Genomic DNA, 13,211 nt, shown 5'->3' with positions numbered 1-13,211 from the left:
TTTATTTTTTACTTGTTGTCTTTTACTTTGATATCAGTCCCTAAACGTTGTATGTAAGCGATTAATGCAACAATTTCTCTTTCATGCATTGGCACAAATTTTTCACCTTTTGCTTGCGCTTTCTTCTTGCTGTCTTCATAACTTTTCACAAAATCAGGGTCTGCATGAAGATTTTCTTCAATCTTTTGAGATTGCTGTTTAATTGCTGTTTTAGCATTAGCGATTTCAGCCTCAGTATAAGGCACACCAAGAGTTTTCATCACTTTCATCTTAGCCTCAATATCCGAAATATCTAAAGCGCTATTATCAAACAACCATTTGTAACCTGGCATAATAGATCCTGAAGAAGTACTTTGTGGATTCCACATATGATTAAAATGCCAGTTGTCATTATACTTCCCACCCACTCTCAATAAATCCGGTCCAGTACGTTTTGATCCCCAAAGGAATGGATGATCGTAAACAAACTCACCCGCTTTTGATTGTGGTCCGTAACGTTCTACTTCACTTCTAAATGGACGTACCATTTGAGAGTGGCAACCCACACAACCTTCTCGGATGTATAAATCACGACCTTCTAATTCTAAAGGAGAATAGGGTTTCACGCTCGCGATAGTAGGAATGTTCGATTTTACCATGATTGTAGGAACAATTTGAATAATTCCTCCAATCAAGATAGCCACAGTAGCCAGAATGGTTAATTGAATTGGTTTTCTTTCTAACCAAGGATGAAACTTTTCTCCTTTAATTCGTCCACTGCTAATTTTTTGTAATTCAGGAGCTTCAGCCAGTTCGTCTTCAATTGTAGCATTGGCTCTGATTGTTTTAGTGATATTATACACTAATACAAACATCCCGATAATATATAAAGTTCCTCCAATGGCACGCATCCAGTACATTGGCATAATTTGCGTTACCGTTTCCAAGAAATTACCATAAGTTAATGTTCCGTCAGGATTAAATTGTTTCCACATAGAAGCCTGTAAAAATCCGGCAACATACATTGGAAGCGTATAAAGTATAATTCCTAAAGTTCCAATCCAGAAGTGAAAATTTGCCAATTTAATAGAGAACAAAGGTCCTTTAGACATTCTTGGAACCAACCAATAAATCATACCAAAAGCCATAAATCCATTCCAAGCTAACGCACCTACGTGAACGTGAGCAATAATCCAATCCGTAAAGTGCGCTATTGCGTTTACGTTTTTCAAAGACAACATCGGTCCTTCAAATGTAGCCATACCATAACCAGTAATTGCTACCACAAAAAACTTCAATACTGGATCAACACGAACTTTATCCCAAGCACCACGCAAAGTCAACAAACCATTAATCATACCTCCCCAAGACGGAGCAATCAACATCACTGAGAAAACAACACCTAAATTCTGAGCCCAGTTTGGCAAAGCAGAATACAACAAATGGTGAGGACCTGCCCAGATATATAAAAATATTAATGACCAGAAGTGAACAATGGATAAACGGTAAGAATATACCGGACGATTAGCCGCTTTTGGAATAAAATAATACATTAATCCTAAAAACGGAGTCGTCAAGAAAAATGCCACTGCATTATGTCCATACCACCATTGTACCAAGGCATCCTGAACCCCTGCATAAACAGAATAACTTTTCATCCCAGAAACAGGTATAGCCAAACTATTGAAAATATGCAATACAGCTACCGTTACAAAAGTGGCCAAGTAAAACCAAATGGCAACGTATAAATGACGTTCTCTTCTTTTTAAAATCGTTCCTATCATATTGATACCAAAAACAACCCAGATTAAAGCAATAGCAATATCTATAGGCCATTCTAATTCAGCATACTCTTTTGACGAACTGTATCCCATGGGAAGCGAAATTGCCGCAGCAACAATTATTAATTGCCATCCCCAAAAGTTAAGATTACTTAGAAAATCACTAAACATCCTGGCTTTGAGCAATCGTTGCAATGAATAATAAATACCTGCAAACATTGCATTTCCTACAAAGGCAAAAATTACCGCATTCGTATGCAATGGTCTTAATCTACCAAAACTCAACCAAGAGATTCCATCGGTAAGATTGGGGAATAAAAAAAGTGTGGCCAATAAAAGTCCAACGACCATGCCCACTACCCCAAAAACAATGGTAGCGTAAATAAACTTTTTTACAATTTTGTTGTCATAATAAAACTGCTGCATTTCCATAATTAATTTTGTTTTTCTTCTGTTGTTTGTTTTTCTTTTTTAGATGTGATCTTGATTTCGTCGTCAAAAAGCATTCTGACCGATGGTGTATAATCATCGTCATATTGACCACTTTTAACAGCTGTTATAAAAGCAATAAAAAATGCGACAGCTACAAATATGCTGATGGAGATTAATAAATAAATGACACTCATACCTAATTTTGTTTTACAAAGTTAATCTGCTTGTTTTTTAAAAAATATGACAATTGTCATACTTATACTTTTAAACTAAATTAACGAGAAAATTAATAATAATCATAATTTAATTGCAATTCTTATTTTTTCTCGCATAATAATTACTCATAACCGTCACAAAGCTGACAATAGTAATGGTACTTAAAGGCATAATAATAGCCGCTACCAATGGTTTTAAATTCCCCGTAATAGCAAATGACAAGCCTACAACATTATAAAGTAGCGACAGGACAAAACTCATTTTAATGGTTGTTATGGCCTTTTTGGACAACTTTAAAAAATAATTCAATTTTTGAAATTCGTTAGCTTCCAAAATGGCATCGCAAGCCGGTGAAAAAACATTGACATTTTCAGAAATTGAGATCCCAACATTACTTTGAGCCAAGGCTCCGGCATCATTCAGTCCGTCACCTACCATCATTACATTTTTGCCTTCTTCCTGTAATTTCTTGATAAATTCCAGTTTCTGCTCCGGTTTTTGATCAAAAATCAATTCGGTTCCTTCAGGCAAAAGTTTTTCTAAAGAAGCCCGTTCGCCTTCATTATCTCCAGAGAGAACCTTGATTTGATAATTCTCCTTTAAACTTTTGAAAAGAACTTCTAAACCTTCCCTATATTGATTATTAAAAACATATTTTCCATAGTAAACTTCTCCTATTTGAATATGAACAGCGGTTTGTAAAATGGTATTCCCTTCTTTTTTTCCAACAAAAAAAGCCGAACCAACTTTGACCTCATTCCCATCTATTAAAGCCTGAATTCCTTGCCCTGTAATTTCCTTAAAATCTGCGGTTTGCGCTTTTCTGCCTTCTAGTAAAAAGTCATACAACATTCTACTCAAAGGATGATTAGAGGCTCGGAGTAAATTTTTAACTAATATTACATTTTCATCTGTAAGCGTTTTACCTTCATAAGAAATATTCGATTTTTTATTAGTGGTAATCGTTCCTGTTTTATCAAAAACTATTGTATCTACCTTGGCAAGCTGCTCGATAACCAAAGCATTTTTTAGATAAAATTTCTGTTTCCCCAAAATTCTCAATACATTTCCCATCGTAAAAGGAGCAGTCAACGCCAAAGCACAAGGACAAGCCACTATTAATATTGCCGTAAAGACATTAAAAGCGGTATTGGTATCGATAAAAATCCAATATCCAAAAGAAACAAAGGCAATCAATAATAAAATAGGGGTAAAATAGCGGCTTATGGTATCCGTGATACTTTTGTGTTTTTGTTCTACTTTTTTCTGAAAAACATCATTACTCCATAACTGCGTAAGATAACTCTGTGAAACCGAATGCAACACTTCCATTTCAATCACTTTCCCGATTAACTTTCCTCCAGCAAATATTTTGTCCCCTGATTTCTTTGTAATTGGAATTGCTTCACCCGTTACAAAACTATAATCAACTGATGCTTTTTCGCTGATTAAAATACCATCAACAGGAATCAACTCTTGGTTCCGGATAAGCAATCTGTTTCCTTTTTCAACATCGTACACAGGAATACTTTCTTCCGAAGTATCGCTGTTAATTCGAGTAATTGCGATAGGAAAATAGGATTTAAAATCTCTTTCAAAACTCAAAAAACTATAGGTTTTAATTTGGAACATTTTTCCCAATAACATGAAAAAAATCAAGCCTGTTAAACTGTCAAAAAATCCGGAACCATAGTCAAATACAATATCTACCGTACTTCGTATAAACATGATTATAATTCCCAAAGCAATTGGGATATCAATATTCAGCATTCCTGACTTCATACTTTTATAAGCAGAAACGTAATATCCACTTCCCGAATAGATGAAAGAAGGCAAGGCCAATGCAAAAATTAACCAGCGAAAAAAGGGTTTGTAATTATCTAACCAAAACTCTTTGACTTCAAAATATTCCGGAAATGACAACAACATGATATTTCCAAAACAAAAGAAAGCAACTCCCAATTTATAAGTCAAACTTCGGTCGATATTCGTTTTTCCCGTTTCGTAATTCTCTAAGCTGATGTACGGCTCATAGCCAATAGAACTTAGCAAATAAACAATTTCCTTTAGAGAAACTGTTTCAGAATTATACGTAATACGAACTTTCTTTTCAGGAAAATTCACCTGAGAAGTACTGATACCGTTCTGCAAACGCTGTAAATTTTCCAATATCCAAATGCAGGAACTGCAATGAATATGCGGAATACTAAGTGACACAATTGCTGTTGTATCCTCTTGAAATTCCAACAATTTGGAAACAATAGTCTCGTTGTCCAAAAAATCGTACTTCCCTTTAATTTCTTGTGGTGTTGCCCCTGGAGATTTTTCAAAATCATAATAGCAGACCAAATCATTCAAACTAAAAATTTCGTATACGGTTTTACAGCCGTTGCAACAAAATTTCTTCGCATCAAAAACAATTTCTTCCTGCTTTACAATATCTAATCCACAATGGAAACAGTTCTGTGTATCCATAATTATTTTGCTCATTATACCTTGCACAAAGGTTACTCATTTAAAGATCTTAAAAAATGACATTTATCATGTATTTTTTTATTAATTTTGGAGTAAATTATATCTGTGATAATGAGTAAGTGCGAACAATGTATTGTTAGAGAATTCAGCTCACTGAAAGCTCTAAATAAAGAAGAACTCCTGAAAGTAGCCAACTGTAAAACTTCCTATACGATTAAAAAAGGAGATGCTATTTTTGGCGAAGGCGAAAGCATCAATGGAATTTATTGCATTAAGGAGGGGGTTTGCAAATTATCTAAATTGAGTGCAAATGGAAAAGACCATATTGTCAAGTTAGTTAAATCAGGTGAATTGCTAGGTCAACGTTCAATGATAAGCGACGAACCCGCTAATTTGAGCGCTATTGCTCTTGAAGATATGGAAGTTTGTTTTATTCCAAAGACAGAAATAATGGGGTTTTTCGACAAGAACAACCAATTCTCAATGAGTGTAATGAAAAACATTTGTGGAGATTTAAAAGAATCTGATGATCATATGGTCTCTATGGCTCAAAAAACAGTAAAAGAGCGCTTAGCCCAAACTTTAATTTATCTGGGAGAGAATTTTGGCAAAAATGAAGACGGTTCTTTACATATTCAATTATCAAGAGAAGAATTAGCCGGAATGATAGGTACAGCTACCGAAAGCTGTATCCGTTTATTGTCTGATTTCAACAAGTTAGGGTTAATTGAATTAACGGGTAAAAAAATCACCCTTAAAGAGATTAACAAACTAAAAAAACTAGCCGAATAACTTAATCTTTCTTGTTCATTACAAAATAATAAACCGGAATCCCTAAAGCCACAATACTCAATCCCAATCCCGTATTGAACGTATCATAAATCAATAAAGTCATACAAATTGCCGAGGTGACCACAATATATAGTGCTGGTACAAACGGGTAACCAAATGCTTTATAGGGTCTATCAGCATTGGGCTCTTTTTTTCTAAGAATAAAAACACCCAAAATCGTCAAAATATAAAACAATAAGGACGCAAAAGTAGCATAGGTCAATAAATCCCCAAATTTCCCCGAAATACAAAGCACGCAAGCCCAAATGCATTGTACACATAAAGCTTTCGCAGGCACTTGATTACTATTCAACTCCGTTGCTTGTCTAAAAAACAAGCCGTCTTTTGCCATTGCAAAAAACAATCTTCCCCCCGATAGAATCAATCCGCTGTTGCACCCAAAGGTCGAAACCATAATTAACCCAGCCATTACAAAAACACTAACATTACCCATAATCATACTTGCTGCCGCTGCTCCTACTCTATCATTACTAGCAAACATGATTCCGTTACTAGCAATATCAACCGCATTTGGTGTTCCATGCATGGGTAACAAAGCTAAATAAGCCAGATTTGCCAAAACATAAACTACGGTAACAATCAGCGTTCCTAGAAACAAACTACGAGGAATATTCTTTTTGGGCTCTTTGATTTCTCCAGCAATAAAAGTAACATTATTCCAAGCATCACTAGAAAACAATGAATTAATTATTGTAGCTCCTGCAGCACCTAAAAGTGCCATTCCGGCTAATTTAGTAACCGTAATTGAACCATCAGGATGCACAACCGTTTTACTTGCTTCCCACATGTTTGTGAAATTATCTGCCAAAACATTCGTTTGTAAACCGACATACAGACCTAAAACAATCAAAGCAAATAGCGCTATTAATTTAGCCGAAGTTAGAACCAGTTGAACCGTTTTTCCACTTTCAACCCCTTTAGTATTGATATACGTTAGGAGTACAATACTAAAAATGGCTAAAACCTTTTGATACGAAAAAACAAAACCAGTACCTATTGTAAAAAGCGTTTGATCTAAAACTGGAAAGAAAATAGCGGCATAATTAGCAAAAGTAACAGCAATAGCAGCAATAACTCCCGTTTGAATTACAGTAAAAACAGTCCAGCCGTAAAGGAAAGAAACTAACCGTCCGTAGGCACGTTGGATATAAACAAATTGTCCGCCTGCATTAGGCATCATTCCTGCCAATTCACCATAACTCAATGCCGCCGCAACGGTTATAACACCTGTAACTAACCATATAATTAACAACCAGGCTGCAGATCCAATATCTCTGGCCATAGCTGATGTTACAATAAATATCCCGGATCCTATCATGGAACCGGCAACTAAACTGGTAGCATCTATTAAACCTAAAGAACGCTTTAACTCGGTTTTATCTTCTGGCATTATATTTATTTAATTTCAATAATAGGTTGGGTTCTCGACTTCTAATCACGCAAAAACGATTCATTAAATACTGAATACTAAATTTTCTTAGCTTCTTCCCAAAAAACATCCATTTCTGCCAAAGTCATATCCATTAAAGGTTTGCCTAATTCCCCAGCTTTACTTTCTAAATACTGAAAGCGTTTTATAAATTTTTTATTGGTTCGTTCCAAAGCATCTTCTGGATTTACATTCAAAAATCTTGCATAATTAATCATCGAGAAAAGGACATCGCCAAACTCAGCTTCAATCGCATCTTGATCACCGGCTTGCACCTCATCTTGCAGTTCTTGCAATTCTTCCTGAACCTTATCCCAAACCTGATGCGATTCTTCCCAGTCAAAGCCAACACCTTTCACCTTATCCTGAATCCTGCTCGCCTTTACTAATGCCGGTAAACTCCTTGGCACTCCTTCAAGAACCGATTTTTTTCCTTCCTTAAGCTTTAGTTTTTCCCAGTTTTGTTTCACTTCTTCTTCATCTTTCACAACCGTATCACTGTAAATATGAGGGTGACGGTGAATCAATTTATCACAAATTTCGTTGCAAACGTCGGCAATATCAAAATCATTTGTTTCGCTCCCTATCTTAGCATAGAAAACAATGTGCAATAACAAATCACCCAACTCTTTTTTAACTTCATTCAAATCATTATCTAGGATAGCGTCACCTAATTCATAGGTTTCTTCAATAGTCAAATGACGCAATGTTTGCATGGTTTGCTTTTTATCCCAAGGACATTTTTCGCGCAAATCATCCATAATATCTAGTAATCTCTCGAAAGCCTTAAGCTGAGTTTGTCTTGCGTTCATTGCATTTGGTTTTGTGTAAAAATAAGAAATCCTGCAGTCCAATAATATAGAATGCAGGATTTATTTATTAAAAAAGGAAAAACTATTCCTTAACTTTTTTAGCTTTTTTTGGTTTCTCAGCCACAACTTCTGTTGTTTCTGTTGTTTCTGTTGTTGCTTCAACCGTTTCAGTTGCTTCTGGAGCTTCATCAACAACTAATCCTTTAGCTTGGATGGTATTGTACCAATTTAAAATTTTCTTGATGTCTGAAGGATAGACTCTTTCTTCATCATAATTAGGTAAAATTTCTTTAAAATAAGCTGCTAGCGTTGCATTATCTTCTTTATGAGAAATTGCAGGGCCATTGTTTTCTTTGGCAGCAATACTTTTCATAATTTCTGCTAATGGTTTTTCGCCTTCATAAGTATAAATAGAAATTTCAGACAATAAACTTACATTACTTTTTAAATTTACTGTAATTTTCTTTCCATCAGCTAGTGATTCTGCTACAAATCCAGTACGTGTTTGTACTTTTAATATGTATAAACCTGGTTTTCCCGAAATGGATAATATTTTTTCTAAATTCATTTTTTTTTAATTATTATTAAGAAATCAATTCGTATTATTTTTTTGTTAAAAATCAAAAACTATACCAAGGCAAACAGATAAGAATAAATTACCTTCCTTTTTTACCAAAGAATTTCATGCGATATTCTTGGAATGTTTTTCCCTCCATAATATTTTTCAACTTCTTTTGAATCAATCGTTTTTTGAGAGATGATATTTTATCTGTAAACAAAATCCCTTCAATATGGTCGTATTCATGCTGAATCACTCTAGCGATTAATCCGTCAAAAACTTCTGTTTTCATCACGAAATCTTCTTCACAGTATTCTACAGTAATGCGTTCTTTTCGGGATACGTCTTCACGAACATCCGGAATACTCAAACAGCCTTCGTTAAAAACCCATTCTTCGCCTTCCTCTTTTACGATTTTAGCATTAATAAAAGTACGTTTAAATCCTTTTAACTCTTTTACTTCAGCATCTTCCAGATCCTCATCTTCGCTAAAAGGAGTCGTGTCGATTACAAATAAACGAATCGCCATTCCAACTTGGGGAGCCGCAAGGCCTACACCACAAGCATTATACATTGTTTCGTACATATTGGCAATCGTTTCTTTTAGGTTTGGAGTATCAGATGCTAATTCCTCACCTACTTTTCTCAAAACCGGATCACCATATCCTATAATTGGTAAAATCATTGTTGTTATATTAAGTATTATCCACCACAAATCAAGGGTTTCAAACCTCTAAAATTTGGATTGGCAAAAATAGTAAAAATTTAGACAATGGTTAATCCCAAATTGATAAATAGTCCTTTTTTATAATTTAATTATAAATCGGAGCTATTTTCACTATAGATAAATCGTACAATTCATACCTTTGTAAGTAACACACGAATTATGGTTTCTACTATCCAGAAATTTACAGACAGTACCTATTTTACCAATGCCTTAAAAATAACGATCTCAGCAGTTATTCCGGTATTGGTATTTTCTTATTTAGGTTATTTCGACATTGGCTTCACCTTAGCTCTTGGTGCTTTTTTTACTTACCCGAGTGATATTCCCAGCAATCTGAAACATAAAGTCAATGGAATACTCGTTACCGTATTTATTGTTTCTGGAGTCAATTTAATAATCAATCTTATTCATCCTTATCCTTGGTTTTTTTATCCACTGTTAACAGTGCTGATTTTTATATTATCGATGATTTCTGTTTATGGTCAAAGAGCAAACATGGTTTCCTTTTCGGCCTTACTCTCCATCTCACTGGCTTTTGCACACTTACATACCGGCTGGGAAATGCTAGAATATTCAGGACTTATACTCGCGGGAGGATTATTTTATTTATTGGTTTCTCTTATCTTTTTCTACATCAGACCTAACCGTTATATTGAATTACAAATAGCCGAATCCATCCAACTAACCTCTAAATATTTAAAACTTAGAGGCGATCTATGGGAACTAAACTCTAACAGAAAAAACATTACCAAAAAACAACTGGAACTACAAGTAGAGCTAAATACCATTCATGAAAACATAAGAGAGATTCTCATAAGAAACCGAACAAATTCGGGATCTTCCAATCAAAACAGAAAGATGCTTATTGTTTTTATTTCCCTTGTTGAAATATTAGAATTAGCGATATCGACCTCATTTGATCACAATAAATTACATCAAAAATTTGATGATCATCCAAAAGTGTTAAAAACCTATCAAAACTTGGCATACAATCTGGCTTCAACTCTTAAAAAAATATCAAAAAGCATAGAAGAAAGAAGTCAGTACATTCCAAAACACAACCTGATCAATGACCTGCAAAAACTAGAACTTGCTATAAGTCATTACGAAAATGATTTAGGAAAAACGGAAGCTTCCGAAGGGGTTTTGATGCTAACAACGATGCTGCACTATGCAGAGAAACAAGTAGAAAAAATCAAAATTCTGGAGCGTGCTTTTACATCAACTATCAATTTACAAGACTTTAAAGGAAAAGACAAAGATTTAGAAAAATTTATAAGTCCACAATATTATCCTTTAAGCACTCTAATCGAAAACCTTAGTTTTTCCTCGACCGTTTTCAGGCATTCCATCCGATTAACAATTACTCTTTTGGCAGGATTGCTCATTGGGCAAATGCTTCCATTTCAAAACTCCTATTGGATCGTACTCACCATTGTGGTAATCTTACGTCAAGGATACGGCCTGACAAAACAGCGAACTTATGAAAGGATTTTTGGAACCTTTCTAGGGATACTAATTGCCTTTGGAATCTTAACCATAATCCACAACACTACCATAATTGGTTGTCTTGCGGTGATCTCTATGCTTTTAGGTTTTTCATTTACCCCTACCAATTATAAAGTTGGAACTACTTTTGTGACTTTATATGTCATCTTTATATATGGCATTCTAACGCCCAATATTCAAGACGTTATTCAATATCGAATTATAGACACCTTAGTTGGAGCTACTTTGTCTTTTCTGGCAAACCATTTTCTATGGCCTTCTTGGGAATTTTTAAACATTCCGCAACATTTAAAAAAATCAATTGAAGCCAATAAAAACTATTTAAAACAAATTTCTATTTTCTACAATAAAAAGGGAGACGTATCCACCTCATACCGTCTCGCTAGAAAACACGCCTTTATTGAAATTGGCAACCTGATGGCTTCTTTTCAAAGAATGGTTCAAGAACCAAAGTCAAAACAGAATAAATTACCACAAGTGTACAAACTGACGGTTCTCAATCATTCCTTATTATCATCCGCAGCTTCATTAGGCACTTACATCCAATCTCATAAAACCACCGAAGCTTCGGAAGCCTTCAATATGGTTTTTGATAAAGTGATAGAAAACCTAGAGAGCGCTATTATTCTTCTAAAAGAAGACGGAACAGAATTAGCGGAACAAACAGTCAGCGAAGAATTAAGCAAACGATTTACAGAGTTGAAAAATATCCGTTCAGAAGAGCTAAAAAAATCCAATAGCATGAACGACGAAATGTATCAAACGAAAATGCAGGAAGCCCAAATGGTCATTGAACAACTCATTTGGCTCACTAATTTATCCGAAAATATCCTGAAAACAACCCCGCTTCTATTGAAATCTTAAACAAAAAAAATCCCAACACAATGTTGGGATTTTCTGTAGAAACTTAATCTTTATTTTAGCTTTAAAACCGAAGCGGTCTTATTTCTAATTTCGTCCAAGAGTTCCGGCTTATCATTTAATGTTTGACCATAAGAAGGAATCATCTCTTTTATTTTCTCTTGCCATTCTGGCGTATCCAGTTTTTCTTTAAAACATCTTCCTACCAAATCCACCATTATCGAAACAGCAGTAGAAGCACCTGGAGAAGCACCCAGCAATACTGCCAGAGAGCCATCGGCTGTGGTGATCACCTCAGTACCAAACTCTAATACACCACCTTCTTTTTCATCTTTCTTAATCACCTGAACCCTTTGTCCCGCTCTTTCTATAACCCAGTCTTTAGATCTGGCAGAAGGAACGTATTCTCGTAGTGCATTGATTCGATCTTTTGGCGATTGTCTCACTTGTTCTATCAAATATTTTGTCAAAGGAATATTTTTTATTCCGGCAGCAATCATCGGAATAATGTTATCTGTTTTAATCGATAAAGGCAAATCAGAATAAGAGCCATTTTTCAAAAAACGGGTAGAAAAACCAGCAAAAGGCCCAAACAAAAGTTGTTTTTCTCCGTTAATCATTCTTGAATCGATATGAGGAACTGACATTGGCGGAGCTCCTACACTTGCCTTACCATAAACCTTCGCTTTGTGTTTTGCAATTACTTCCGGATTGATACATTTTAACCATTGTCCGCTTACCGGGAAACCTCCATATCCTTTTCCTTCAGGAACATCTGCTTTCTCCAATAAAGGTAACGAACCTCCTCCTGCTCCAATAAAAACGAACTTGGTATTTATTTTTTTCTTTTCACCTGAAGCTAAATCAGTAATTTTTATTCTCCAAGATTTATCATCCTGCTTTTTTAATTTCTTAACTTCATGATTAAAATGAAGACTAACACCATCCAGTGTACCCAAATAATTAAAAATACTTCTGGTCAATTCACCAAAATTAACATCAGTACCAATAGGCATTGTCGTTGCTGCAAAACTATCCGATTCTTTTCTGCCTTCCATAACCAGAGGCATCCATTCTTTCATTTGGGAGTAATCAGTAGTAAACACCATCTCCTTGAAAAGATTATTTTGCTGTAAAGTTTCAAATCTTTTCTTAAGATAAGCCACATTTTTATCTCCCCAAACAAAACTCAAATGAGGAACCCTTTTAATAAAATTTTCAGGAGAAGGAACCTTTTTCTGTTCCACTAAATAAGCCCAAAATTGACGGGAAACTTCAAAAGATTCAGCAATACTGATTGCTTTTTTCGGATCTATGCTACCATCTTCTTTCTCAGGAGTATAATTCAATTCACAAAAAGCAGAATGTCCCGTACCGGCATTATTCCAGGCATCAGAACTCTCAGCAGCTGCGATATCTAATCTTTCGAAAATTTGAATTTTTATATCCGGTTGCAATTCTTTCAGAATTAAGCCAAGAGTAGCGCTCATTATTCCGGCTCCAATAAGAACTACATCAGTATTTGTTTGGGTTGTTGTTGTATCAGGCATAGCAATAATTTAAAGTGCAAAGGTACTTC

General features: G+C 35.1%; 10 protein-coding genes. 2 read left to right on the top strand and 8 right to left on the bottom strand.

From position 1 onward, the window contains the following. Window positions 1–8 precede the first annotated feature (8 nt). The 3 genes from ccoN to LNP19_RS08605 all read right to left on the bottom strand — a co-directional run bounded on the left by ccoN (window position 9) and on the right by LNP19_RS08605 (window position 4,883). Window positions 9–2,192 carry a cytochrome-c oxidase, cbb3-type subunit I gene (gene ccoN, locus LNP19_RS08615; protein ID WP_230061524.1) on the bottom strand — a complete coding sequence of 728 codons (2,184 nt, stop codon included), beginning with the start codon at window positions 2,190–2,192 and terminating at the stop codon, window positions 9–11. Between the two features lie 2 nt (window positions 2,193–2,194). After that, window positions 2,195–2,386 (bottom strand): cbb3-type cytochrome oxidase assembly protein CcoS, encoded by a 192-nt coding sequence (gene ccoS / locus LNP19_RS08610; RefSeq protein ID WP_230061523.1) that lies wholly within the window; start codon window positions 2,384–2,386, stop codon window positions 2,195–2,197. Window positions 2,387–2,495: 109 nt separating this feature from the next. Then, on the bottom strand, window positions 2,496–4,883 hold the full coding sequence (locus LNP19_RS08605) for a heavy metal translocating P-type ATPase (RefSeq protein ID WP_230061522.1): 2,388 nt from the start codon (window positions 4,881–4,883) through the stop codon (window positions 2,496–2,498). A gap of 111 nt (window positions 4,884–4,994) precedes the next feature. Between LNP19_RS08605 and LNP19_RS08600 the strand changes: the two genes are divergently transcribed. Beyond that, window positions 4,995–5,675, top strand: a complete 681-nt coding sequence (locus LNP19_RS08600) for a Crp/Fnr family transcriptional regulator (RefSeq protein ID WP_230061521.1) — start codon at window positions 4,995–4,997, stop codon at window positions 5,673–5,675. Window position 5,676: 1 nt separating this feature from the next. Here LNP19_RS08600 and LNP19_RS08595 read toward each other — a convergent pair whose 3' ends face one another. The 4 genes from LNP19_RS08595 to def all read right to left on the bottom strand — a co-directional run bounded on the left by LNP19_RS08595 (window position 5,677) and on the right by def (window position 9,220). After that, the gene (locus tag LNP19_RS08595; RefSeq protein WP_230061520.1) at window positions 5,677–7,125 is read right to left on the bottom strand and encodes an APC family permease; all 1,449 of its coding nucleotides are present in this window, start codon (window positions 7,123–7,125) and stop codon (window positions 5,677–5,679) included. Between the two features lie 77 nt (window positions 7,126–7,202). Further along, window positions 7,203–7,976 (bottom strand): nucleoside triphosphate pyrophosphohydrolase, encoded by a 774-nt coding sequence (gene mazG / locus LNP19_RS08590; RefSeq protein WP_230061519.1) that lies wholly within the window; start codon window positions 7,974–7,976, stop codon window positions 7,203–7,205. 82 nt (window positions 7,977–8,058) lie between these two features. Next, the gene (locus tag LNP19_RS08585; RefSeq protein WP_230061518.1) at window positions 8,059–8,544 is read right to left on the bottom strand and encodes a DUF5606 family protein; all 486 of its coding nucleotides are present in this window, start codon (window positions 8,542–8,544) and stop codon (window positions 8,059–8,061) included. A gap of 88 nt (window positions 8,545–8,632) precedes the next feature. Continuing rightward, window positions 8,633–9,220, bottom strand: a complete 588-nt coding sequence (gene def / locus LNP19_RS08580; protein WP_230061517.1) for a peptide deformylase — start codon at window positions 9,218–9,220, stop codon at window positions 8,633–8,635. 201 nt (window positions 9,221–9,421) lie between these two features. Here def and LNP19_RS08575 point away from each other — a divergent pair, with 201 nt between their 5' ends. Beyond that, window positions 9,422–11,635, top strand: coding sequence for an FUSC family protein (locus tag LNP19_RS08575; protein WP_230061516.1), 2,214 nt, complete (start codon window positions 9,422–9,424; stop codon window positions 11,633–11,635). A 50-nt stretch (window positions 11,636–11,685) separates the two neighbouring features. Here the strand turns inward: LNP19_RS08575 and LNP19_RS08570 are convergent, their stop codons facing one another. Beyond that, window positions 11,686–13,182, bottom strand: coding sequence for a malate:quinone oxidoreductase (locus LNP19_RS08570; protein ID WP_230061515.1), 1,497 nt, complete (start codon window positions 13,180–13,182; stop codon window positions 11,686–11,688). Window positions 13,183–13,211 lie beyond the last annotated feature (29 nt).

Source organism: Flavobacterium acetivorans, assembly GCF_020911885.1.
Classification (GTDB): domain Bacteria; phylum Bacteroidota; class Bacteroidia; order Flavobacteriales; family Flavobacteriaceae; genus Flavobacterium; species Flavobacterium acetivorans.
This window is presented reverse-complemented; position numbering and strand designations above follow the sequence as displayed.